Annotated in this window: 24 protein-coding genes; 20 read left to right on the forward strand and 4 right to left on the reverse strand. The window is 37.6% G+C overall.

What is annotated here, in order from left to right:
* The first annotated feature begins 16 nt into the window (after positions 1 to 16).
* The 12 genes from IGL32_RS06110 to queG all read left to right on the forward strand — a co-directional run bounded on the left by IGL32_RS06110 (position 17) and on the right by queG (position 11,665).
* Positions 17 to 523, forward strand: coding sequence for a shikimate kinase (locus IGL32_RS06110; RefSeq protein WP_002357579.1), 507 nt, complete (start codon positions 17 to 19; stop codon positions 521 to 523).
* Between the two features lie 7 nt (positions 524 to 530).
* Complete coding sequence (gene pheA, locus IGL32_RS06115) at positions 531 to 1,379, forward strand: prephenate dehydratase (RefSeq protein ID WP_010708183.1); 849 nt, start codon at positions 531 to 533, stop codon at positions 1,377 to 1,379.
* Between the two features lie 143 nt (positions 1,380 to 1,522).
* Positions 1,523 to 2,695, forward strand: coding sequence for an LCP family protein (locus IGL32_RS06120; protein ID WP_002365661.1), 1,173 nt, complete (start codon positions 1,523 to 1,525; stop codon positions 2,693 to 2,695).
* Between the two features lie 75 nt (positions 2,696 to 2,770).
* Positions 2,771 to 3,619 (forward strand): DegV family protein, encoded by an 849-nt coding sequence (locus tag IGL32_RS06125; protein WP_002382324.1) that lies wholly within the window; start codon positions 2,771 to 2,773, stop codon positions 3,617 to 3,619.
* A gap of 193 nt (positions 3,620 to 3,812) precedes the next feature.
* Entirely contained in the window at positions 3,813 to 4,007 is a 195-nt protein-coding gene (locus IGL32_RS06130) for a hypothetical protein (protein WP_002357574.1), read from the forward strand.
* Positions 4,008 to 4,018: 11 nt separating this feature from the next.
* Positions 4,019 to 4,495, forward strand: a complete 477-nt coding sequence (locus tag IGL32_RS06135) for a hypothetical protein (protein ID WP_002369392.1) — start codon at positions 4,019 to 4,021, stop codon at positions 4,493 to 4,495.
* 77 nt (positions 4,496 to 4,572) lie between these two features.
* Positions 4,573 to 4,905, forward strand: a complete 333-nt coding sequence (locus tag IGL32_RS06140) for an ACP phosphodiesterase (protein WP_002357572.1) — start codon at positions 4,573 to 4,575, stop codon at positions 4,903 to 4,905.
* A gap of 35 nt (positions 4,906 to 4,940) precedes the next feature.
* Entirely contained in the window at positions 4,941 to 6,995 is a 2,055-nt protein-coding gene (locus tag IGL32_RS06145; RefSeq protein WP_002371149.1) for a cation:proton antiporter, read from the forward strand.
* A 110-nt stretch (positions 6,996 to 7,105) separates the two neighbouring features.
* Positions 7,106 to 8,995, forward strand: coding sequence for an ABC-F family ATP-binding cassette domain-containing protein (locus tag IGL32_RS06150; protein WP_002365663.1), 1,890 nt, complete (start codon positions 7,106 to 7,108; stop codon positions 8,993 to 8,995).
* Positions 8,996 to 9,012: 17 nt separating this feature from the next.
* Complete coding sequence (locus IGL32_RS06155) at positions 9,013 to 9,960, forward strand: thymidylate synthase (RefSeq protein WP_002357569.1); 948 nt, start codon at positions 9,013 to 9,015, stop codon at positions 9,958 to 9,960.
* A 17-nt stretch (positions 9,961 to 9,977) separates the two neighbouring features.
* On the forward strand, positions 9,978 to 10,472 hold the full coding sequence (gene dfr / locus IGL32_RS06160) for a trimethoprim-sensitive dihydrofolate reductase (RefSeq protein WP_002360302.1): 495 nt from the start codon (positions 9,978 to 9,980) through the stop codon (positions 10,470 to 10,472).
* Positions 10,473 to 10,495: 23 nt separating this feature from the next.
* Positions 10,496 to 11,665 carry a tRNA epoxyqueuosine(34) reductase QueG gene (gene queG, locus IGL32_RS06165; protein WP_002382325.1) on the forward strand — a complete coding sequence of 390 codons (1,170 nt, stop codon included), beginning with the start codon at positions 10,496 to 10,498 and terminating at the stop codon, positions 11,663 to 11,665.
* A 13-nt stretch (positions 11,666 to 11,678) separates the two neighbouring features.
* On the opposite strand, the gene lexA is transcribed toward queG, so the two are convergent.
* The gene (gene lexA, locus IGL32_RS06170; RefSeq protein ID WP_002357566.1) at positions 11,679 to 12,299 is read right to left on the reverse strand and encodes a transcriptional repressor LexA; all 621 of its coding nucleotides are present in this window, start codon (positions 12,297 to 12,299) and stop codon (positions 11,679 to 11,681) included.
* Positions 12,300 to 12,449: 150 nt separating this feature from the next.
* Here lexA and IGL32_RS06175 point away from each other — a divergent pair, with 150 nt between their 5' ends.
* On the forward strand, positions 12,450 to 12,692 hold the full coding sequence (locus IGL32_RS06175; RefSeq protein ID WP_002382327.1) for a DUF896 family protein: 243 nt from the start codon (positions 12,450 to 12,452) through the stop codon (positions 12,690 to 12,692).
* A 71-nt stretch (positions 12,693 to 12,763) separates the two neighbouring features.
* Positions 12,764 to 14,758 (forward strand): transketolase, encoded by a 1,995-nt coding sequence (tkt, locus tag IGL32_RS06180; RefSeq protein WP_010826936.1) that lies wholly within the window; start codon positions 12,764 to 12,766, stop codon positions 14,756 to 14,758.
* A 51-nt stretch (positions 14,759 to 14,809) separates the two neighbouring features.
* Here the strand turns inward: tkt and IGL32_RS06185 are convergent, their stop codons facing one another.
* Complete coding sequence (locus IGL32_RS06185) at positions 14,810 to 16,000, reverse strand: MFS transporter (protein WP_002357563.1); 1,191 nt, start codon at positions 15,998 to 16,000, stop codon at positions 14,810 to 14,812.
* 354 nt (positions 16,001 to 16,354) lie between these two features.
* Here IGL32_RS06185 and IGL32_RS06190 point away from each other — a divergent pair, with 354 nt between their 5' ends.
* From IGL32_RS06190 to IGL32_RS06205, 4 genes are all read left to right on the forward strand, one after another.
* Complete coding sequence (locus IGL32_RS06190) at positions 16,355 to 17,215, forward strand: glucosaminidase domain-containing protein (protein ID WP_002357562.1); 861 nt, start codon at positions 16,355 to 16,357, stop codon at positions 17,213 to 17,215.
* A 228-nt stretch (positions 17,216 to 17,443) separates the two neighbouring features.
* On the forward strand, positions 17,444 to 18,376 hold the full coding sequence (cysK, locus tag IGL32_RS06195; protein ID WP_002357561.1) for a cysteine synthase A: 933 nt from the start codon (positions 17,444 to 17,446) through the stop codon (positions 18,374 to 18,376).
* Between the two features lie 138 nt (positions 18,377 to 18,514).
* Complete coding sequence (locus IGL32_RS06200; protein ID WP_002357560.1) at positions 18,515 to 18,958, forward strand: Fur family transcriptional regulator; 444 nt, start codon at positions 18,515 to 18,517, stop codon at positions 18,956 to 18,958.
* Positions 18,959 to 19,255: 297 nt separating this feature from the next.
* Positions 19,256 to 20,596, forward strand: coding sequence for an NADH oxidase (locus tag IGL32_RS06205; RefSeq protein ID WP_002361833.1), 1,341 nt, complete (start codon positions 19,256 to 19,258; stop codon positions 20,594 to 20,596).
* Between the two features lie 47 nt (positions 20,597 to 20,643).
* Here IGL32_RS06205 and IGL32_RS06210 read toward each other — a convergent pair whose 3' ends face one another.
* Complete coding sequence (locus IGL32_RS06210) at positions 20,644 to 21,252, reverse strand: NUDIX hydrolase N-terminal domain-containing protein (protein ID WP_002357557.1); 609 nt, start codon at positions 21,250 to 21,252, stop codon at positions 20,644 to 20,646.
* A 176-nt stretch (positions 21,253 to 21,428) separates the two neighbouring features.
* Here IGL32_RS06210 and IGL32_RS06215 point away from each other — a divergent pair, with 176 nt between their 5' ends.
* Complete coding sequence (locus IGL32_RS06215) at positions 21,429 to 21,929, forward strand: GNAT family N-acetyltransferase (protein WP_002382331.1); 501 nt, start codon at positions 21,429 to 21,431, stop codon at positions 21,927 to 21,929.
* Between the two features lie 19 nt (positions 21,930 to 21,948).
* Positions 21,949 to 22,476, forward strand: coding sequence for a GNAT family N-acetyltransferase (locus tag IGL32_RS06220; RefSeq protein WP_002361836.1), 528 nt, complete (start codon positions 21,949 to 21,951; stop codon positions 22,474 to 22,476).
* 54 nt (positions 22,477 to 22,530) lie between these two features.
* Here IGL32_RS06220 and IGL32_RS06225 read toward each other — a convergent pair whose 3' ends face one another.
* Positions 22,531 to 23,349, reverse strand: coding sequence for a helix-turn-helix transcriptional regulator (locus IGL32_RS06225; protein ID WP_002357554.1), 819 nt, complete (start codon positions 23,347 to 23,349; stop codon positions 22,531 to 22,533).
* Positions 23,350 to 23,362: the final 13 nt, after the last annotated feature.

Raw genomic sequence — 23,362 nt, forward strand, 5'->3', positions numbered from 1 at the left:
AGGAGGATAACGAACCATGGAAAGCATTGTTTTAATTGGTTTCATGGGTGCGGGTAAAACAACTATCGGCCAAAGTTTGGCCAATAAACTGAAGATGCCTCATCTTGATTTAGATACAGCGTTAATTGAAAAAATAGGACGCTCAATTCCTGACTATTTCGAAAAATATGGTGAAGCAGCTTTCCGAGAACAGGAAACCCAACTTTTAAAGGAGCTGTCAAAAAATACAGCCGTCCTTTCAACTGGGGGCGGGATTGTTGTCGGACCAGAAAATCGTAGCTTATTAAAATCTTTTCAGCAAGTGATTTATTTACATGCGACACCAGAAGAGCTGTTAAAAAGAATCACAGAAGATACTGAAAACCAACGGCCCTTAGCTATAGAACGTTCTTCAAAAGAAATCATTACTTTGTTTGAGTCTCGTAAAAATTTTTATGAAGAATGTGCGAAGATGACAATTGATACGACCAATCGCTCGCCAGAAGAAATTATCAATGAAATTCTGCAACAATTAAAGGAGTAGAGAAACGATGAAAGTTGGTTATTTAGGTCCGATTGGTTCCTTTACGTACAGTGCAACGTTGGCTGCTTTTCCTGAAGCTACGTTGATGCCGTACGCATCGATTCCAGCTTGCTTGAAAGCAATTGAACAGCAAGAAGTGGCATGGAGCATTATCCCAATAGAAAACACGATTGAAGGAACTGTTAACGCATCGATAGATTATTTGTATCATCAAGCGCAGTTACCTGTCCAAGCAGAGTTAGTTTTACCGATTCAACAACAATTAATGGTGGCAAAAGAGAATCAAGCGATCTGGCAACAAAGTCAGAAAATTTTATCACATCCGCAAGCATTAGCTCAATCGCAGATGTTTCTAGAGAAAAACTTTCCAGAAGCGATTTTAGAAGCAACACCTTCAACAGCTTACGCCGCCAAATACATTGCAGAACATCCAGAATTACCTTTTGCAGCTATTGCACCAAAACTTTCTGCGGAAATGTATGATTTGACCATTGTTGAAAAAAATATACAAGATTTATCGGTAAATCAAACCCGATTTTGGGTTCTTGGTTCTGAAAATTTAGCGATTTCTTTCCCGCTATCTGAGAAAAAAATAACACTGGCGATTACGATGCCAAGTAATGTTCCTGGCTCTTTACACAAAGCATTAAGCGTGTTTAGTTGGCGAGGGATTAATCTTAGCAAAATAGAATCGCGGCCGTTGAAAACAAAGCTAGGAGAGTACTTCTTTTTAATGGACTTAGTGAAAGATCAACCAGAAAAATTAATTGAAGCAGCCTTAACAGAACTGGAACTCATTGGTGCAGAAATAAAAATTTTAGGGGATTACCCGATCTATGTTTTGTCCACACTTTAAAGAGTTAAAAATGAAAATGAAGCTTACTTATTAGATAAAGTGAGTTTCATTTTTTATTAAATTACATATTTGTAATAGGAATTTCCTGTGAAATGAGGTATCCTAAGAAAGGTGATAAAACACAGAGGTAAAGGAGTGACACGATGAGTCGTGTAGATCGTTATAAACATATTCATGAAAAATCGAGACCAGCAGAGCATAAAAAGACCTTTAATCCCCGAAAATCAATGGGTGAACATAGAGAAGAAGAACCAGAAGAACTAGCTGAAAGCCTTCAAGAGCCAGTTTACGAAGACAGCTATACTGAGGACAGTCGCAGAAGTGAGAGGCGACATCAAACAGATTCAGGTGGTGGCAACGGTTCTGACCAACCACCCCGCGGAAAAAAAGACAAGAAACCAAAAAAGAAACGTAAAAAATCAAAAACAAAACGCTTTTTCAAATGGCTAGTGATCCTATTGATTCTGTTATTTGCCTATAGTACAGTCATGTTTTTAAAAGGAAAATCTGCAGCAGAACATGATGACTCGTTGCCTCAAGAAAAAGTAGAAACATTTAATGGTGTCAAAAGTAGCAACGGGGCTAAGAATATTTTAATTCTTGGCAGCGATACACGTGGGGAAGATGCTGGACGAGCCGACACAATAATGGTTCTCCAACTAAATGGACCATCAAAAAAACCGAAATTAATTTCATTTATGCGTGATACATTCGTGGACATTCCTGGTGTCGGGCCGAATAAAATTAATGCCGCATACGCTTATGGCGGTGCTGAATTGGTTCGTGAAACGTTAAAACAAAACTTTAATTTAGATACGAAATATTATGCTAAGGTAGATTTCCAATCATTTGAAAAAATTGTTGACTCTATGTTTCCAAAAGGTGTCAAAATCGATGCAGAAAAATCACTGAATTTAGATGGTGTTGATATTGAAAAAGGGCAACAGGTCATGGATGGACATGTCTTACTTCAATACGCTCGCTTTAGGATGGATGAAGAAGGCGACTTTGGTCGGGTTCGTCGCCAACAACAAGTTATGTCAGCTGTAATGAGCCAAATGAAAAACCCAATGACTTTATTAAGAACCCCAGAATCACTTGGGAAATTAGTCGGCTATATGTCGACAGATGTGCCTGTTAGTTTCATGTTAACGAATGGACCATCATTGTTGATTAAAGGAAAAGCAGGGGTTGAGTCATTATCGGTTCCGGTACCAGATTCTTGGAATTTTGGTGAATCCTCTTATGCAGGCAGTATTTTAGAAGTAGATGAACAAAAAAATGCTGACGCCATCGAAAAATTCCTGAACGAATAAGGAAAGCATTTTAAAATATCCTTTTTTATGCTATATTAGAAACAACGTGGAAAATTAGTGAAACGAGGTTACAAAATGAAAATTGCTATTGTGACAGATAGTACAGCTTATTTACCCGAGCGCATTAAAGATCATCCGAATCTTTTTGTAATTCCCATCCCAGTCATTTTAGATGGAAAAATATACAACGAAGGCATTGACATTGAAGCAGATGAATATTATGCATTGCTAAATAATAGTAAAGAATTTCCGACGACTTCACAACCTGCTTTAGGAGAAGTGTTAGAGCTTTACAAATCAATCGCTGAACAAGGGTACGACACCATCATCAGCATTCATCTTTCTTCAGGAATCTCTGGTTTTGTTCATACATTGCACGGACTTACCGATGAAATCCCAGGCGTTGCTTTGTATCCATATGACTCAAAAATTACAAGTATGCCAATGGGACACATGGTAGAAGCTGCTTTAGATTTAACAGAAGAAAAAGCCAGCTTAGAAGAAATTTTTGCCAAATTAGATTTAATTCGTGACAATACGTATGCATATCTAATTGTAGAAGATCTGAACAACTTAGTTCGTGGCGGTCGCTTAACGAATGGCGCAGCCTTGATCGCTGGACTATTGAAGATTAAACCTATCTTGACTTTTGAAGATGGAAAGATTGTATTATTTGAAAAAATCCGTTCAACAAAGAAAGCTTTTGCTCGTGCAGAAAAGATTATTGGTGAACGAAACGCAGGGATTGAAGCACCAGTTAAACTGTATGTGATTCATGCCAATAACCGCATCGTTGCTGAAAAAGAACAAGCAAAATTACAAAAGCTATACCCAAATGCAGAAATTGAAATTGGTCATTTTGGTCCAGTTATCGGGACCCACCTAGGGGAAAAAGCAATTGGTTTAGCGATTTCAGCTCAATAATAAAAGATGAGACAAAAGTAAACTACTTCTGTCTCATCTTTTATTCTATTATTTTATCGTTCGCTGGTGTTACTCAGCCGAACACTTTTTGTTTATAAGAAAATGTAAAATTACTCCTTTTTATTAGAAAATATCTTGCAAATTAAGCAATTCCTTACAAAGTAATGTATACTAAGGAAGAGGAGGCGGTTAAATGAAAAGAAATATAGCCTTGTTGCAAAGCGAAAAAATGAAAAAAGTTCAAGCTTTAGCAAACTACTACCAAGAATCAATTGACTTACCGCCTGGAAAAAACCGTGAGGCGGTTATCAAAAAGATTAACGAATCAAAAAAAGAAATTAAAGAAATAAATGATATATTAACAGATATTCAAAAGAAAAAGAAATAAAGGAGTCGTTTGTGATTATCGATGGATTTACGTTATTGCTATTTTTATTTGTCGTCGTTATGTATGGTTACTTTTACTTCGTACGTAAAAGTATTGTAATTCCGGCTGCAAAACATCCTACAACAAAATATTTAGTTGCTTTTTTTAGTTTAATGATTCTGGCCAATGCATTTTCGGCAGGAGATAAAATTGAAATGATTCGAAGTGTGTTATATATTTTGATTATCTTCAGTTTTCTTTACGATGCAAGAGGTTTTGCGGAGGACTGTATTATTACGCATCCTTTTGACAATCGGGGCACGGCCTTTAAAGATATCGAAAAGATTGTCCTTGTTCAAAAGCCGAACGGTATTCGTTTAGGGTATTTAAAAAAAGGCAGAAGAGGGGTGGTTTTACGCTTTTCTGCGCCACTAGAAGAAATGGTTCTTTTTCTTTCAACACGGATGAATGAAGAGGCAGAAATTGATATTATTGTTAATGAAGATTAACCATGTTCAGCTCCTATAAATCAGCTTTTCCCGCGTTAAGTTTTGTCTGAATTTCTTTTGAAAAAAAGAAAGCAATTTTGCTTGTACTTTTGGTAAAATTTGTTATAATTAGTCAGATTAAATTTTGGAAGGAAGTTGTTTCGGTGAGTGAAGAATTTGAAAAGTGTGTCGCTGACTTGAAAAAGAAATATCAAGCAATCCCTGAAGAAAAACGACAACACTTTGCAGAACGTATGCAAAAGAAAAATTTCTTACGCTACAAAAAAATTGAATTAATTAAAGGAGAACTTCTTCGTTTAGAAGCACGACGCGCTCAATTGGAACTTTGCGAACGCAGTTCTGAGTTAGAAGAAGTTGAAAAGAAAATTATTCTTAAAAAGAAAAAATTACTTAAATGTTTTGATCGGTAAGTCAATAAAAATTTAATATAGAAGGGAATGATAGGATGGAATTTACCTTTCTAATCATTGTTTTTGCACTGTCTATTACCTTCTCAAACATATTCAACCGGATTGTTCCCGTCATTCCGCTGCCAATTGTGCAAATTATTGTAGGCGTTCTAATTGGTTTAACTAAAATGGGGCAGGAAATTGAATTTGAGCCTGAAGTGTTTTTAGTAATGATCATTGCACCGCTTTTATTTAGAGAAGGGGAGCTAATCAATCTGAAAGCAATGATGAAAAATTTCGGGATGATTCTTTTCTTGGCCTTTTTTGGTGTGTTAATTACCTTAGTTGGAGTCGGCTGGACCCTGCATATGATTTTGCCTACTTTACCATTAGCTGCTTGCTTCGCTTTTGGAGCGGCTTTAGGGCCAACGGATGCGGTGGCGGTAGGTTCGTTATCAGGTCGAATTGACATTCCTGAACGTTCGATGAACATTTTATCTGGTGAAGGACTCATTAATGATGCATCAGGCGTTACAGCCTTTCAATTTGCATTAGCGGCTTTATTAACGGGGTCATTTTCGCCGGTGGAAGCGGCAGGGACCTTGGTTATTTCCAGCATTGGTGGAGCGGTAGTCGGAATCGTGTTAGTTCTATTAAAACAGCAAATTGTTCATTTACTTGAAACTGCAGTGGCAAAAGATGTTACAGGCTACTTGTTGATTGAATTACTCTTGCCATTTATTGCTTATTTAATTTCAGAGTTGATTGGCGTTTCTGGAATTATTGCTGCTGTGATTGCTGGAATTATGCAAGCGTCTAGTTTGAAAAAAGTTTCGCTTTTTGAAGCTGAGCTGTCAAATGTTGGCGAAAGTATTTGGAGTATGATTGAGTTCACTTTAAATGCCTTAGTTTTCTTATTCTTAGGAATTGAACTTTCTCAAGTGTTTTCGCCAATTTGGATTGACCAACAATATTCAAACTGGTTCCTACTACTGGTTGTTCTAATTATTAGCGCCGTTGTCTTTTTGATTCGTTTCTTAGCCATTTTCAGTGTTTACACGCTTCAACATGGACTTAAGAAAGTTAAAAACGCAATGAATGAAATGCTGATTTTAACTTTTGGCGGTGTTAAAGGAACAGTGAGTTTAGCCACCATCTTTATTTTGCCAACAGCGATTAACGGCGAGCATTTTAAAGAACGACCGTTATTACTATTTATTACGGCTTGTGTTATTTTGGTGACTCTGATTGGCGGGATTCTAGTTTTACCATTTTTAACTGATTCAGAGACGGAAGTGGAAAATGAAGAGTCAGTCGAAATTGATTTATTACGTGATGTCATTGATGTCTTAAAACAGCAAAATGAAGAGAATCCTCGTGGTGAAATGAATGCGGTCATTGAAAATTATCAAGATCGTTTAAAAGAATTGTATACCGAGCAGCTAAGTGCAGAACGAAAACAAGAAGTGCAAGAGTTGCGGACGTTAATTGTGTCCATTGAACGAGACGGCTTAGAAGAAAGTCTGAAACAAGGAGAAATTAGTGTCAGAAGTTATCGTATGTATCAACGCTTGATTACACGGATGCAACGGTCGATTGCCAAACAATTATTATCGATTGTAGGCTTTTGGTTATTATTTGCTCGACAAATCATTTCGATTCTTTTACATCCTAAGCTATTTTTCAATCGTGGTGAAGCTTCTGAAGAAGAAAAAGAATTACGAAATGAAGAACTAGAAAATATTCGCCAAGTTTTTCTAAGAAATTCTCAAGTTATTCTGAAGAGTTTAGATAATTTGCGCGGTGTCTATGATGACGATTTAATTGATTTCTTCATTGACGGACGCTTGGATTTAGCCCATAAGTTTGAAAAAGGCGAATTTATTGATTCGTATATTGTTCATACGGAGACAGACTATGTCAAAGACCTATTATTAGGCTTCCAAGAAGAACGACGGATGATTGATCATTACGAACAATCTGAACGCATTTCAATTATCGAAGCGAACGAGTTACGAAAAAATGTCAATTTATTAGAGAGTTATTCGATTAGCGGCGAAGTGAATAATGTTCCGCTGAAACGATTTGTTAAAAATTTTAATAAAGAATAAGTAATAGTGTATGAGATGAAACCAAGACGATTTTTATCTCATGCACTTTTTTTATAATCCAATTTTTGATACAATAAGCAAGACCAAAATAGAAGGAGTTGGTAGTGTCGGTGAAAGAATTAAAAGTAACAGATTTAACCAAAACATATGGGGAAAAAACACTATTTGATCATCTTTCTTTTTTGATTCATGAAAAAGATCGCATTGGTTTAATTGGGATTAACGGCACAGGGAAAACCAGTTTATTAAATATTATTGCTGGCGTAGATAGCGGTGATGGTGATCTTGCTGCGATTCAGCAGCCAAGTGATTATCAAATTGGGTACCTTTCCCAGAATCAAACATTTGACGAGAATATTACGATTGCAGAAGCCGTGTTTCAGGGAGACAGCCCGATCATAAAAGCGGTCAAAAATTATGAATTAGCGTTAGCTGCTTTAAGTGAGAATGGTTTAGACGAAGGGGTTCAAAGACGTTACACGCAAGCAGAAGAAGCCATGAATAAACAAGATGCTTGGACAGCAGATACCAATGCAAAAATTATTTTACAAAAATTAGGCATTCCCACATTGGAAAAGAAAATAGGTGAGCTTTCTGGTGGGCAGTTAAAACGAGTAAGCTTGGCGCAAGTCTTAATTGAAGCGCCTGATTTACTGTTATTGGATGAACCAACGAACCATCTGGATTATGAAACGATTGAATGGCTGGAAAACTTTTTAAATAACTATCGTGGCGCGGTTTTAATGGTGACCCATGACCGCTACTTTTTAGATCGAGTAACCAATCGGATTTTCGAACTTTCTTTTGGAAAACTGTATGAATACAAAGGAAACTATGAAACGTATGTGATGGAAAAAGCCGAACGTGAACGTGTCGCTGTAGAACAAGAAGAAAAAAGAAAACGCCTCTTCAAACAAGAACTTGCGTGGATGCGAGCAGGCGTTCAAGCACGAGGAACGAAACAACAAGCAAGAATTGATCGGTTTCAGGATTTAAAAGAAAACTTGCATCAGGTACAAACCAATGGCACCTTAGAAGCAGACTTTGCCACGCAGCGTTTAGGGAAAAAAGTTCTGGAAATCAAGGAAGGAAATTATGCCATTGATCATAAACAGCTTTTGAAAGACTTTAATTTACTCATTCAAGCAAACGATCGAATTGGCATTACTGGTAAAAACGGTGCAGGCAAATCCACATTATTAAATATTTTAGCTGGACGCATTCCTTTAGAGAGTGGTCTATATAGTATCGGTGAAACCGTCCGAATTGGCTATTATACCCAGCAAAACGAAGAAATGGATCCTAATCAACGGATGATTGCTTATTTGCAAGAAGCAGCAGAAGAAGTGAAACGCAGTGATGGAAGCAGCGTTGGGGTCGCTGAAATGTTAGAGCGCTTTTTATTTCCTCGTTTTATGCATGGCACACTGATTGGCAAACTGTCTGGTGGAGAAAAACGCCGGTTATATCTCTTAAAATTATTAATTAGTCAGCCTAACGTGTTATTATTGGATGAGCCAACCAATGATTTGGACATTGATACGTTGACCATTTTAGAAGATTATATCCAAACGTTTAAAGGAGCGGTAATTGCGGTTTCTCATGACCGTTATTTCTTGGATAAAACAATGGATAAATTGTTAGTTTTTCAAGGAAATGGTCAGATCCTATCATTTTATGGCACGATGAGTGAATATTTGGCGAACCAAAAAGAACAAGAAAAGGTCAAAGAAAAACCGCTCAATAAACCAGTAAAAGAAGCATCGACAGAAAAGAAAGAAAAAACAAAGCTGACTTATATGGAACAAAAAGAGTGGGCAACAATTGAAGAAGACATCACACAATTAGAAACGAAATTAGAAACATTAACTGAAGAAATGAATCATCAGGGTGATGATTTTGTTCGTTTACAAGAATTGCAAGAAGCAGTAACAGCAACGGAACAATTGTTAGAAGAAAAAATGAATCGTTGGGAATACTTGAGTGAATACGCGGATTAAGAGACGGAGGGAATAAGATGGAAGAAGCATACTTAGCGCTAGGAAAAAAGATTTTAGAAGAAGGTCATTTTAAAGAAGACCGTACAGGAACTGGGACGTATAGTTTATTTGGCTATCAAATGCGTTTTGATTTGGCCAAAGGATTTCCCTTACTAACAACCAAACGAGTACCGTTTGGCTTGATTAAAAGTGAGTTATTGTGGTTTTTAAAAGGCGACACGAATATTCGCTATTTGTTAGAGCGAAATAATCATATTTGGGATGAATGGGCGTTCGAACGTTACGTAAAAAGCGCAGATTATCAAGGACCAGACATGACGGATTTTGGGCATCGTGTCTTACAAGATCCAGCGTTTGCAGAACAATACAAAGAAGAACATCAAAAATTCTGTGATGCCATTTTAAATGATGCAGAGTTTGCAGAAAAATATGGTGAATTAGGGAATATTTATGGTGCACAATGGCGTCACTGGGAAACCAAAGATGGTAGCTTTATCGATCAATTAGCTAATGTGATTGAAATGATTAAAACCAATCCTGATTCTCGCCGTTTAATTGTTTCCGCTTGGAATCCAGAAGATGTGCCTTCAATGGCGTTGCCGCCTTGTCACACTATGTTTCAATTTTATGTAAATGAAGGAAAATTAAGCTGTCAACTTTATCAGCGCAGTGCCGATGTTTTTTTAGGTGTTCCTTTTAACATTGCAAGCTATGCTTTATTGACACATCTGATTGCGCATGAAACAGGTTTAGAAGTGGGGGAGTTTGTACACACGCTAGGAGATGCCCACTTATATCAAAATCATGTGGAACAAATGCAAGAACAATTATCACGAGAAGTTCGTTCTTTCCCAACGCTCGTTTTGAATCCAGACAAGGCTTCTGTTTTTGATTTTGATATGGAAGATATTAAAGTAGAAGGCTATGACCCACATCCAACGATTAAAGCGCCGATTGCCGTATAAAAAAGGAGAGAGAAGCTATGTTAGCAGCCATTTGGGCCCAAGATGAACAAGGAGTGATTGGTAAAGAAGGCAAATTGCCTTGGCATTTACCCAACGACTTGAAATTTTTCAAGGAAAAAACAATTCATAATACATTGGTTTTAGGACGTGCAACTTTCGAAGGTATGGGATGTCGTCCGTTACCAAATCGAACAACGATTGTTCTTACCAGTAATCCGGATTACCAAGCTGAAGGCGTTTTGGTTATGCATTCCGTAGAGGAAATTCTTGCGTATGCTGACAAGTATGAAGGCGTGACCGTTATTGGTGGAGGTTCTGTCGTTTTTAAAGAATTGATTCCCGCATGCGATGTCTTATATCGGACGATGATTCATGAAACGTTTGAAGGCGACACCTTCTTTCCAGAAATCGACTGGTCTGTTTGGGAAAAAGTTGCCACTGTTCCCGGCGTCGTGGACGAGAAAAATCTCTATGCACATGACTATGAAACGTATCATCGAAACGATAAATAATAAAATGAAGGGAGTCATGAGCAATGCCGACATTGAAAGAAAAAATTATTCAAGAGAGTCAACGTTTAGGCATCGATAAAATCGGCTTTACTCATGCTGAACCATTTATTGAATTAGAAGATTCTCTGCATGAACAACGAGAGCGAGGATATAACTCGGGATTTGAACATCAAAATGTGGAAGAACGAATTTACCCAGAAAAAACGTTTGAGCATCCTAAAAGTATTATCTCCATTGCTTTAGCTTATCCCACCAAAGCTCAGGAAAAAATGCCTAGAGATGAAAAGCGTGGACAATTTGCGCGAGCCTCTTGGGGAATTGATTATCATCACATTTTGCAGGATCGGTTGCAAAAATTAATTGCTTTTATTGAAGAGCAAGCTGCCACTGAAGCAGAAAAAGAACACTGGCGCTTTCGGCCGCAAGTAGATACTGGCGAATATGTTGACACCGCTGTTGCTCAGCGGGCGGGTTTAGGATTCATTGGTAAAAATGGTCTACTGATTACCGAAGAATTTGGTTCCTTTGTATATTTAGGTGAGGTGACCACCAATATTCAATTTGAACCAGATGAACCTGTTCCAAATGGTTGCGGTGATTGTACTCGTTGTATCACAGGGTGTCCTACAGGGGCTTTGTTAGGGGACGGTCGAATGAATGCTCAAAAATGTTTGTCTTATCAAACGCAAACAAAAGGCATGATGCCTGAAGACTATCGGAAAAAAATGCGTAACGTCATTTATGGTTGCGACATTTGTCAGCTGGTTTGCCCTTATAATAAAGGAAAAGATTTTCATTTTCATGAAGAGATGGAACCAAAGATTGAAGAAGTTTATCCCAAATTAGCACCGTTATTAACTATTTCCAATAAAGAGTTTAAACAGCAATTCGGACACTTAGCAGGCTCTTGGCGTGGTAAAAAACCATTGCAACGGAATGCTTTAATTGCGTTAGCGAATTTGGGCGGCCGTGAAGCTATCCCACAAATTATTCTCTGTTTAAATGATCAGCGTCCTGTCATTCGCGGAACAGCTGCTTGGTCGTTAGGTCAGCTCGCAAAAAGAGAACCCGAGCAAAGTTTAGAAGCTTTAAATTATCTACTTTCTGTAGAAACTGAAGAAGAGGTTATCGAGGAAGCCCAAAAGGCTATTCACTTGTTAACAAGCAAAAAAGGAAGCCGCTCAACGGAGTGACTTCCTTTTTTTATTAAATATGATTGCGATATAAACCAACAACTTTACCTAAAATTGTAACGTTATCTAAAAGAATAGGCGCTAATGCATCATTTTCAGGCTGCAAGCGGATATGATCTACTTCTCGGAAGAATCGTTTACAGGTTGCTTCATCTTCATCGGTCATTGCGATTACGATGTCGCCATTATTGGCATTCGATTGCTTACGAACAATCACTTGGTCGCCATCTAGAATACCTGCGTTAATCATACTTTCTCCTCGAATCGTCAACATAAATAAAGCATTTTCTTCTGTACGTAAATCAGGAGGTAACGGGAAGAAATCTGATGCTTCTTCCACCGCTAAAATTGGTTCACCAGCAGTTACGACACCTAACATCGGAATAGTTGTCGGCTGAATTCCGATCTTTTCCAAGCCTTCTGGTGTTAATTCGATTGCTCGCGGTTTTGTTGGGTCACGTAAGATTAGACCCTTTTTTTCAAGACGAGCTAAATGTCCGTGAACGGTAGAAGTTGAGGATAAATCAACAGCCTTCCCAATTTCGCGAACGGTTGGCGGATAGCCCTTTAATTCGACTTGTTCGTATATATATTTAAGTACTTCTAATTGTCTTGTTTCTGTACGTTTCGCCAAAACCCGCACCTTCTTTCAATTGATAAAATTAGTGTACCATAAAATGCGAACGAAATCAAACAAGCGTTCGTGTTTTATAAATATCAGAATATAGTTGTTTTTTTAAGGCAGTTCTTATAATATAGACAGTGAGAGTAAGGAGGGATTTTGATGTTATCGAAAGAAAAAATTGCCCGTATAAATGAATTAGCGAATAAAGCAAAAGTGGAAGAACTTAGTGCGAAAGAAAAAGTCGAACAACAAGAATTACGTAAAGAGTATTTAGAAGCATTTCGTGGAGGGATGCGTCACCATATCGAAGGAATGAAGGTCGTGGATCAAGAAGGGACCGATGTGACTCCTGAAAAACTAAAAAAAATTCAGCGTGAAAAAGGACTTCACAACAGAAAGTAATTGCTTTCATTGTCGAAATAAGCTACACTATGAATAAAGGTAAAAAAAACCTAAATTAGGAGATGATTTTTTTGTTTGACAAGACAGATCAATTGGGCGTTAATACAATCCGGACATTAAGTATTGAAGCCGTACAAAAAGCGAACTCAGGACATCCTGGTTTACCAATGGGTGCTGCCCCAATGGCGTATGCACTTTGGACAAAACATTTAAAGGTGAACCCAACAACTTCTAGAAACTGGGTTGATCGTGATCGTTTTGTACTTTCAGCAGGCCACGGCTCTGCAATGTTGTACAGCTTATTACATCTATCAGGATACAACGTAACAATTGACGATTTGAAAAATTTCCGTCAATGGGATAGTAAAACACCAGGGCATCCAGAAGTGCACCACACAGATGGTGTTGAAGCAACAACAGGACCTCTAGGACAAGGGATTGCTATGGCTGTTGGTATGGCAATGGCTGAAGCGCATTTAGCTGCAACTTATAATCGTGATAGTTTCCCTATTATGGATCATTATACGTACGCAATTTGTGGTGATGGTGATTTAATGGAAGGTGTTTCTCAAGAAGCAAGTTCAATGGCTGGTCATATGAAATTAGGTAAATTAATTGTCTTGTACGATTCAAATGACATCTCATTAGATGGACCAACTTCTAAAGCCTTTACTGAAAATGTTGGGGCTCGTTATGAAGCATACGGATGGCAACATATTTTAGTTAAAGATGGCAATGATTTAGATGAAATAGAGGCTGCGATTGAAGCGGCTAAAGCTGAAACGGATAAACCAACATTGATTGAAGTTAAAACAGTCATCGGTTACGGAGCACCAAAAGAAGGAACATCTTCCGTTCACGGCGCGCCAATTGGTGAAGAGGGCATTACAGCGGCTAAAGCTGTTTATGGTTGGGAATACCCTGACTTTACTGTGCCAGAGGAAGTCGCTGCTCGTTTTAAAGAAACGATGATTGACGAAGGCCAAAAAGCTGAAGAGGCTTGGAATGAGATGTTTAAGAACTATGAACATGCGCATCCAGAATTAGCCAAACAATTTAAAGAAGCTTTTGCCAACCAATTACCTGAAGGTTGGGAACAAGAATTACCTAAATATGAACTAGGAACAAGTGCCGCAAGTCGTGTAACAAGTAAAGAAACGATTCAAGCTATTTCAAAAGTTGTTCCAAGTTTCTGGGGCGGTTCAGCTGATTTATCTGCCTCAAATAATACAATGGTTGCTGCAGAAAAAGATTTCGAACCTGGTCAATACGAAGGCCGTAATATTTGGTTTGGTGTTCGCGAATTTGCAATGGCTGCAGCAATGAACGGGATTCAATTACATGGTGGTAGCCATGTTTATGGCGGGACATTCTTCGTCTTTACTGACTACTTACGTCCAGCAATCCGTTTAGCCGCTTTACAAAAAGTTCCTGTAACTTACGTCTTAACGCATGACTCTGTTGCGGTGGGTGAAGATGGGCCAACACACGAACCAATTGAGCAATTAGCAAGTGTTCGTTGCATTCCAAATGTTCATGTGATTCGTCCAGCAGACGGCAATGAAACTGTTGCTGCTTGGAGAATTGCTATGACTTCTACGGAAACACCAACTATTTTAGTTCTAAGTCGTCAAAACTTACCTGTTTTAGAAGGAACGTTAGAACACGCTTCTGATTCTGTTCAAAAAGGTGCTTATGTATTGTCACCACAAAAAGGTGAACAACCAGCAGGGATTTTAATTGCGACTGGTTCTGAAGTAAATCTAGCGGTGGAAGCACAAGCGAAATTAGCGGAAGAAGGCATCGATGTATCTGTCGTGTCAATGCCAAGTTTTGATTTATTTGAAAAACAATCTGCTGAATATAAAGAAAGTGTGTTACCTAAAGCTGTGACAAAACGTGTGGCGATTGAAGCTGCAGCAAGCTTTGGTTGGGAACGCTATGTAGGGACGGAAGGCAAAACAATTACAATTGATCACTTCGGCGCTTCTGCACCTGGCGGTCTAGTTCTTGAAAAATTCGGCTTTACTCCTGAAAATGTGGTTAATACCTATAAATCACTATAAATAAACGATAAAAAACCTGAATGCTTGTGATAGCATTCAGGTTTTTTTGCTTCATTTCTTTTTGGGAGCAAAGAGCATAAAGTGAAAAAATAATGCGAACAATTGGAACCCAATACCAGTTAAAGTAACACCAGACCAACCATAGTTTTGCCACATTAATGTACCAATCAATGAACCCAGTGAACCGCCGATGAAATAGAAAAACATAAAGACGGTATTGTTACGATTGCTGGCTTCTTCTCCCAAATTTTGGACGCGTGTTTGATTGGCTACTTGCCCAAATTGAGTACCGATATCTAAAACAATAATTGCTAAGATTAGTAAGACCACATGTGTTCCACCTAGAAAAAGTAAGATAAAACTACCGAACTGCATCAACAGGCCAATCAAAACAATCTTCCGCTCTGGATAATAATCGGATAGACGACCAATGATGGGTGCTACGAATGCTCCCGATAAACCAAAAATTGCTAAAATACCGACTTCTTTCGGTCCCCAATAATAAGCTGGACTACTAACAAAGAAAATTAATGTAGACCAAAAGATTGAAAAGGTTGCAAACATAAAAAAGCCATTGACAGTTGCTTCTCTTAACAAAGGTTGCGATTTGATTAGCTTAGGAAGACTTTTCAAAGAACCTAAATAAGTTAATCGATTTGAAGTTTGAGTATGTATCACTGTTTTGGGCAATTTTAATTGAAGTAGAACGACCAATGCTAACACGAATATTACGGCGATTAGGTAGACTGTTCGCCAAGAAGCTGCACTAGCAATGAAACCCGAGATCGTTCGAGACAATAAAATTCCTGTCAATAGTCCGCCCAGCATTCGACCTGTTACTTTACCACGGTTCGCTGGTCCCGCCATGACCGCAGCATAAGGAATAATAATTTGGGCGACAATAGAGAGCAGCCCGATAAAAAAAGAAGAGAGTGCAAACAGGAGAAAACTTGGTGCAAAAAATGCAGCACTTAGAGACAGCGAGGAGAGCGCGGCTACTCGAATGATTAATTTGCGACGATCAACGACATCGCCTAATGGAACAAGAAAAAGTAAGCCTAGCGCATAGCCTAATTGGGTCAGCATAGTAACAAAACCAATAGAACCAATACTGACTTGAAAGGCCTGAGCAATTTGGGTGCCAATTGGTTGAATATAATACATATTGGCGACCACGACCCCGCAAGTTAACGCTAATAAAAACGTCACTTGATTTGTTAAACCCGATTGTTGTTTCTTCATCTAACCACCTACATTTCTATGTAATTCATTTTGTAATACAACAACTACTCGGCAATAGTTGTTTTGATTACAAAAACAGACTTCTCTTATAAAGTTTGTTCAAAAAGTGACAAGTCCATTAAAAATTTTATCACAATAAACAAAGAAAAGTAAGAGGATAAATAACAAAAATCTCATCAAATTGAAAAGAAGAAGTGGTTGTTTTCACAAGTGTGAAGAGGGTTAATTAAATACAAACAAGATTTCAATTACATTACAGAAATTTTAAAACTCAAAATTTAATACGTTTATTTCTTGTTTCAATAGGAAATTAACGGTAAAATAGAAAAGTGAGACAGTGAGGAGGAAAAATGAATGAGCGAACAGTTAACAAGAAGTAGTAAACATATTCAAAAAGCTCTTAAAAAGCAAAAAGCTTATAAACGTGCTACCGCCGTTGCGGGGACTTCAATGATTTTAGCACCTGTGGTTGGTGCTGCGGTACCTGCCCAAGCAGAATCAAGCCAGCAAGCATTTATTAATGAAATCGGAAATTCAGCAGCAGCCGTTGCCAATAGCAATGATATGTATGCTTCCGTCATGATTGCTCAAGCGTTGCTAGAAAGTAGTTATGGTAGTTCTGGGTTAGCATCTGCACCGAACTATAACTTGTTTGGTGTAAAAGGAAGTTATAATGGACAATCTGTTTATATGCCAACAAAAGAATATTTAGACGGACAATGGGTGACCGTCACAGCAGCATTTAGAAGTTATAATTCTTATGCGGAATCGTTCCAAGATCATGCCAATGTTATTCGTTCCACTGCTTTTGGGGATACATACCATTATTCAGGCGTTTGGAAGAGTAATACTAGCAGTTATCGCGATGCAACAGCCGCTTTAGCTGGAAGTTATGCAACTGATCCAGGCTATGCCGAAAAATTGAATTGGTTAATTGAAGCATATAATTTAACTCAATATGATTGGGGAGCACCAGTCGCTCAAACCACTAGTTATTCAGATACAACGGGAACCGTTGATACAACAATCGATACAGCGGCTTCTGCAACAGCAACAGCAGAAACTGTAGCTAGTCAAAGTTACACTGTCGCAAACGGCGACACATTGTGGGACATTGCTGCACGTTTTGGAACGACAGTTGATAATTTAATGTCACTAAATGGATTAACATTGGATTCTGTTTTATCGGTGGGTCAAACCATCCAAATCGGTTAATTTTGCAATTATTTAGTTGAAGAAAGACCTTACAAAAGCAGTAGTTTTTGTAAGGTCTTTTATCGTGAAAATAGGTAGGGCTAGCAGCAATTATTTGATGAGCCTAATCCGTTTTTTTATTTAATTTTTCACAAACTAAAATTCGTTTTTCTGGTAGAAATCGTTTTTTTGAGCTATGCTTAGAGAAAGAATTATTATATTGTTTGTAAAATTGGAGGATGTAGGATTATGACTAAAGGTTATGTAAAATCAGTAACAGAGTTAATTGGTCAAAGCCCAGTTGTGAAATTAAAACGGATGGTACCAGAAGGAGCTGCAGATGTTTTTGTTAAACTAGAGTTCTTTAATCCTGGTGGCAGTGTGAAAGATCGAATTGCTTTAAGCATGATCCAACAAGCCGAAGCAGATGGTCGCCTAAAACCTGGACAAACGATTATTGAGCCGACTAGTGGTAATACAGGCATTGGGTTAGCAATGGTAGGTGCTGCGTTGGGATATCCAGTTAAGATTGTGATGCCAGATACTATGAGTATTGAACGCCGCAAATTAATGCAAGCATATGGGGCTGATCTATTATTAACCCCTGGTGCCGAAGGAATGAAAGGGGCAATTGCAAAAGCTACAGCATTAGCAGAAGAACACGGGTACTTCATGCCTTTGCAATTTAATAATCCAGCTAATCCAATGGTACATGAACAAAAAACAGGAAAAGAAATTGTTGATGTCTTTGGTAAACGTGGCTTAGATGCGTTTGTTTCTGGTGTTGGCACTGGAGGAACCGTTACAGGAGTTGGCCATGAATTGAAACGGATTTTTCCAGATATTGAAATTGTTGCAGTAGAACCAACGGAGTCGCCTGTTTTAGAAGGTGGCGAACCAGGTCCACATAAAATCCAAGGAATAGGCGCTGGTTTTGTCCCAGAAGTTTTAGACACCACCGTTTATCAAAAAGTTGCCGCTGTTTCTAGTGAAGACGCATTAGAAACTGCTCGTTTAATGGGGCCAAAAGAAGGCATCCTTGTGGGGATCTCAGCAGGGGCAGCAATTAAAGCTGCCATTGATTTGGCAGTTGAATTAGGCGCAGGCAAACGTGTCTTAGCGCTGGTTCCGGATAACGGCGAACGTTATCTTTCGACAGCTCTTTACGAATTTCCAGAATAAAAAACACGCCAAAAAACGAGCATTTCTCTTAGTTTAGTAAAATGCTCGTTTTTTCCACGAGAATCCTACAATAATTCTTGTCAATCGTAATAAGAAATAGTATTATTTAAGAAAGATAGACAGGGGAGGGATACAAAGATGGACAACGTATTGGTTAAAAATGCACTTGCTGAATTAAAAGAAGCCAATATCCGAATTACTCCGCAACGTTATGCTATCTTGGAATATTTAATCGAAAATCATACACACCCAACAGCTGATGAAATTTATCGCGCACTAGAAGATCATTTTCCAAATATGAGTGTAGCAACGGTTTACAACAATCTACGTTTATTTACTGAAATCGGTTTCGTTCAAGAAATGAGTTATGGCGATGCATCTAGTCGTTTTGATTTTAGTTCGAAGAAACATTATCACGTGATTTGTCAAAAATGTGGTAAAATCGTTGATTTTCATTATCCAGGGTTAGAGGACGTTGAAATGGCCGCTAGTAAATTAACAGGCTTCGAAATTAATGAACATCGTTTAGAATTATATGGATTATGTCCAGATTGCCAACAAGCACAACAGGAGAATGTGTAAAAAATTACATACTGTTAAAAATTTATCAAAAGATAAGTCACTTGTCTAGGCAAATTTCACAAGCGTAAGAGTTTTCACTCTTATGCTTGTTTTTTTGTGTGGTTATTGACTTTTAAATTCTTAAAAACAAAAAATTAACTAGCTATTATTAAGAATTAGCAACAGTTTGTGAATTTTTTTATATGCGATTCACAAGCATAGAACTCGAATAAGCTTGATTCCTCTGATATATTTTAAACAGACAGAGGGAGACGTCACCTCTGCAAAACAAAGATTGTGAAAGAAGGGATTTACAACATGAAAGTCGTAGTCGTAGGATGTACCCATGCTGGAACTTCAGCAGTTAAAAGTATTTTAGCAAATCACCCGGAGGCGGAAGTCACTGTATATGAAAGAAATGACAATATTTCCTTCCTATCTTGCGGAATTGCCTTGTACGTTGGAGGCGTAGTTAAAAATGCTGCTGATTTATTTTATTCAAACCCAGAAGAACTGGCTTCTTTAGGAGCAACAGTGAAGATGGAACACAATGTTGAAGAAATCAACGTGGACGACAAAACTGTTACAGCGAAAAACTTACAAACGGGTGCAACTGAGACCGTTTCTTATGATAAATTAGTGATGACAACTGGTTCTTGGCCAATTATTCCACCAATTCCAGGAATTGATGCTGAAAATATTTTATTATGTAAAAACTATTCACAAGCCAACGTGATCATCGAAAAAGCGAAAGATGCCAAACGTGTCGTTGTCGTTGGTGGCGGTTATATTGGTATTGAATTAGTAGAAGCTTTTGTAGAATCAGGTAAACAAGTTACTTTAGTTGACGGGTTAGACCGCATTTTAAATAAATATTTAGATAAGCCATTCACAGATGTTCTAGAAAAAGAATTAGTTGATCGTGGCGTTAATTTAGCTTTAGGTGAAAATGTCCAACAATTCGTAGCAGATGAGCAAGGAAAAGTAGCAAAAGTCATTACACCAAGTCAAGAATTCGAAGCAGATATGGTGATTATGTGTGTTGGTTTCCGTCCAAATACAGAATTATTAAAAGATAAAGTTGACATGTTACCAAATGGTGCAATCGAAGTCAATGAGTATATGCAAACAAGCAATCCTGATATTTTTGCTGCGGGTGATAGTGCAGTTGTTCACTACAACCCAAGTCAAACAAAAAATTATATCCCATTAGCAACGAATGCTGTTCGTCAAGGTATGCTAGTAGGTCGTAATTTGACTGAACAAAAATTGGCTTATCGTGGCACACAGGGAACTTCTGGTTTATATTTATTCGGTTGGAAAATTGGTTCAACAGGTGTGACAAAAGAAAGTGCCAAATTAAACGGACTAGATGTCGAAGCGACTGTTTTCGAAGATAACTATCGTCCAGAGTTTATGCCAACAACTGAAAAAGTTCTGATGGAATTAGTCTATGAAAAAGGAACACAACGCATTGTTGGTGGTCAATTGATGTCTAAATATGATATCACACAATCTGCCAATACTTTATCATTAGCGGTCCAAAATAAAATGACTGTCGAAGATTTAGCGATTTCTGATTTCTTCTTCCAACCACATTTTGATCGCCCTTGGAACTACTTAAACTTATTAGCCCAAGCCGCTTTAGAAAATATGTAATTAATAATAGAAAAAGGATGAAGAACAGAAGTTCTTCATCCTTTTTGTTAGTCACTAAGCGCTCCAGTTGTTTGGTTCATTAATGCCATTAATTGCTCTTTCGTTGTTCGTTTGATAGAAAGAGAGGGGAGATTATCTAAAGAAAAATAAGCACAATTCGAGGTTTCAATGTTTTTTTCAAAGGGATGATTTTCTAGAATGTCACAAGAAAAGATCATTTTATAGTACTGAAATAGTTGAGGAATGTCTTTTCGTTTATCTGTATCATAAACAGCAAGCAATTCTTTTGCTGTAACAACTAAGCCAGTTTCTTCCAATACTTCTTTTTCAATATTTTCTTTAGGAGAGCAGCCAATTTCGGCATAGCCACCAGGTAATGACCATTCTTTGGTCCGTAAATCTTCAACTAATAAAAAACGATTCTCTTTTTTTATCAAACCGCGAACATCTACTTTCGGTGTTGGATAACCTTCTTCTTTAGTTAAGATTTTTTCTAAGTCGGGCAAGACAGTCGCTTCGTGTCCGGTTGCGCTAATAAGTTGTAACGTAAGTTCTCGTAGTTCTTGGTAACGTTCTTGATCAAAAGCATCTTTCCCGTAAAAAAGACCAGCATCTGCCAATGCTAGCAACCGCTTATAAGTGTTCAGATAATCCATATACGCACGCTCCTCATAGACTTAATACGTTTAGTTTAACAGAAAAAAATAAAGAAAGGGCAGATTTAGCGAGAAAAGGCGTCGTTTTAAGGAAATAATAAAGAATAAATGACTAACTTACATTTTTAAACTACCTATGCTATTATTTAATAAAAAAGATTGGGTATACAATAATTTTGTTATGTAAACAAAAAGGAGGTTGTAAATTGAAAGAATTTACAATTATAAGGGAAAAAAATGCAGATAAAAAGACTCAGGCAGCACAAGAAGTATTGTTTAATCTTCCAGAATGGTTTGGCCTTGAAAAAGAGACCCGCAAGTATATCGATATAGCTAGCACTTTACCTATGTGGGTGGCAAAGGATGTAGAGAATAAAATACTCGGTTTTATAACACTTTCAGAAACAAGTAAAGATACAGTAGAAATCCATTGTATGGCAGTTAAAAAGCGGTATCATCGCAAAGGTATCGGCAAGTTATTGATAGAAAGCGTGGAAACGTATTCTAAAAATAACTATTTTTTTATTCAAGTCAAAACAGTTGACGAAGGAAATTATTCCGTGTACGATCATACTATTCGTTTTTACGAATCATTGGGTTTTAAGCGCCTTGAGGTTTTTCCGACATTATGGGACGCTTGGAATCCTTGTTTAATTTTAATTAAACAGTTGATTTAATCTACAAAGGAGTTTTAGTATGTCAGTATTTATTAGAGAGTGTACCGTCGCAGACGTACCAGAATTAGAGGCCATTTGCCAAGAGACTTTTGCAGATACTTATGGAGATGGCGAAAACGAAAAGGATTTACAGGCACATTATGAGAGGAAATTTAGTCCAGCAGTTTTAGAAAGCGAAATCTTACATAAAGATTCGCAATATTTCTTTGCTTTTTATAATAATGAACTTGCAGGTTATGTGAAATTAAATCACGGTGATGCTCAGATTACCTATCAACATCCACAAGCGTTACAAGTTGAGCGCATTTATATTCGTAAATCTTTTAAGCGTTTAGGCTTAGGCAAACATTTGATTACGAAAGCAATTGAATTAGCGGAAGAAGCAGAAAAAGAGACGGTTTGGTTAGGTGTTTGGGAACATAATCATCCAGCGCAAAAATTTTATCAATCATTGGGCTTCGTCAAAACAGATGAACATGATTTTTATATGGGAAATGAACGCCATACCGATTATACAATGACGAAACAGTTAAAAGAGTCAACGTAAAGCAAAAACAAGGAAACGGACGCAATGAAGCCGACGATTCCTTGTTTTTTTATCTTAAAATTGTGAAGGAGATTTTCCATAATATTTTTTGAATAATTTACTGAAATGATAGGCATCTTCGTAACCAACCGTTTTTGCCACTTCTTTGACACTTAGGGAATCATTTTTCAGCAATTCTTTCGCATGGTTTAAGCGGATTTGAATTAAATAATTGATTGGCCCAACGCCTGTGGCCGCTTTAAAGGTTTTCGACAAATAAGTCGGGGTCACATATAGCATTTCAGCTAACTGTTCCAAAGTAATTTCTTCGTCATGGTGCGTTTCCAGATAATAAATCGTATGATTGACTAAATTTCGTTTTCTTTTTTCCGTTTTCGATAGCCGAGTTTCAATTTTATTTTCTTGATCAACTGCTAAGCTTCTTAAAATATAGACCAATAGTTCAATAACTAAAGCTTTAATTTGTAACGCTGATTCAACTTCTTGATGGTTTAATTCATGAACAATTTGCCAAGCTTTTTCTAAAAAAGCACCATGTAAATGACTTAAATCTAATAAAGCTGATTTATTTGGAAATACGTTTCGCGCTAAGCCTTCTAAATAGAGATTTGAAATGCCAATGTGTAGTTGATGTGAGTAAGTTCCTGCTTTTTGTTGCTCACCATGTTCCGTTCGCGGATTAAAAAGAAACACTGTACCAGCAGTGGCATGGTACTGTTGCCCTTGAACAATATATTCAGATTCACCTTCTAAAAGAATAGATATTTCCAGAAATTCATGATGATGACAATTATAAGGGTGGGTCTCTTCGTTCCAAGGATCAAAGGCATATAAAATTTCAGGATTAAACGTTCGACTATTTGTGTAGTTCATAAAAAATCACTCC

Source organism: Enterococcus sp. AZ035 (assembly GCF_050548325.1).
GTDB lineage: Bacteria > Bacillota > Bacilli > Lactobacillales > Enterococcaceae > Enterococcus > Enterococcus faecalis.

What these genes read in the sequence shown, in the direction of transcription:
- IGL32_RS06110 (WP_002357579.1), top strand. Translation starts at nt 17, where the DNA reads ATGGAAAGCATTGTTTTAATTGGTTTCATGGGTGCGGGTAAAACAACT.
- pheA (WP_010708183.1), top strand. Translation starts at nt 531, where the DNA reads ATGAAAGTTGGTTATTTAGGTCCGATTGGTTCCTTTACGTACAGTGCA.
- IGL32_RS06120 (WP_002365661.1), top strand. Translation starts at nt 1,523, where the DNA reads ATGAGTCGTGTAGATCGTTATAAACATATTCATGAAAAATCGAGACCA.
- IGL32_RS06125 (WP_002382324.1), top strand. Translation starts at nt 2,771, where the DNA reads ATGAAAATTGCTATTGTGACAGATAGTACAGCTTATTTACCCGAGCGC.
- IGL32_RS06130 (WP_002357574.1), top strand. Translation starts at nt 3,813, where the DNA reads ATGAAAAGAAATATAGCCTTGTTGCAAAGCGAAAAAATGAAAAAAGTT.
- IGL32_RS06145 (WP_002371149.1), top strand. Translation starts at nt 4,941, where the DNA reads ATGGAATTTACCTTTCTAATCATTGTTTTTGCACTGTCTATTACCTTC.
- IGL32_RS06155 (WP_002357569.1), top strand. Translation starts at nt 9,013, where the DNA reads ATGGAAGAAGCATACTTAGCGCTAGGAAAAAAGATTTTAGAAGAAGGT.
- dfr (WP_002360302.1), top strand. Translation starts at nt 9,978, where the DNA reads ATGTTAGCAGCCATTTGGGCCCAAGATGAACAAGGAGTGATTGGTAAA.
- queG (WP_002382325.1), top strand. Translation starts at nt 10,496, where the DNA reads ATGCCGACATTGAAAGAAAAAATTATTCAAGAGAGTCAACGTTTAGGC.
- IGL32_RS06175 (WP_002382327.1), top strand. Translation starts at nt 12,450, where the DNA reads ATGTTATCGAAAGAAAAAATTGCCCGTATAAATGAATTAGCGAATAAA.
- IGL32_RS06185 (WP_002357563.1), bottom strand. Translation starts at nt 16,000, where the DNA reads ATGAAGAAACAACAATCGGGTTTAACAAATCAAGTGACGTTTTTATTA.
- IGL32_RS06190 (WP_002357562.1), top strand. Translation starts at nt 16,355, where the DNA reads ATGAGCGAACAGTTAACAAGAAGTAGTAAACATATTCAAAAAGCTCTT.
- cysK (WP_002357561.1), top strand. Translation starts at nt 17,444, where the DNA reads ATGACTAAAGGTTATGTAAAATCAGTAACAGAGTTAATTGGTCAAAGC.
- IGL32_RS06200 (WP_002357560.1), top strand. Translation starts at nt 18,515, where the DNA reads ATGGACAACGTATTGGTTAAAAATGCACTTGCTGAATTAAAAGAAGCC.
- IGL32_RS06205 (WP_002361833.1), top strand. Translation starts at nt 19,256, where the DNA reads ATGAAAGTCGTAGTCGTAGGATGTACCCATGCTGGAACTTCAGCAGTT.
- IGL32_RS06210 (WP_002357557.1), bottom strand. Translation starts at nt 21,252, where the DNA reads ATGGATTATCTGAACACTTATAAGCGGTTGCTAGCATTGGCAGATGCT.
- IGL32_RS06220 (WP_002361836.1), top strand. Translation starts at nt 21,949, where the DNA reads ATGTCAGTATTTATTAGAGAGTGTACCGTCGCAGACGTACCAGAATTA.
- IGL32_RS06225 (WP_002357554.1), bottom strand. Translation starts at nt 23,349, where the DNA reads ATGAACTACACAAATAGTCGAACGTTTAATCCTGAAATTTTATATGCC.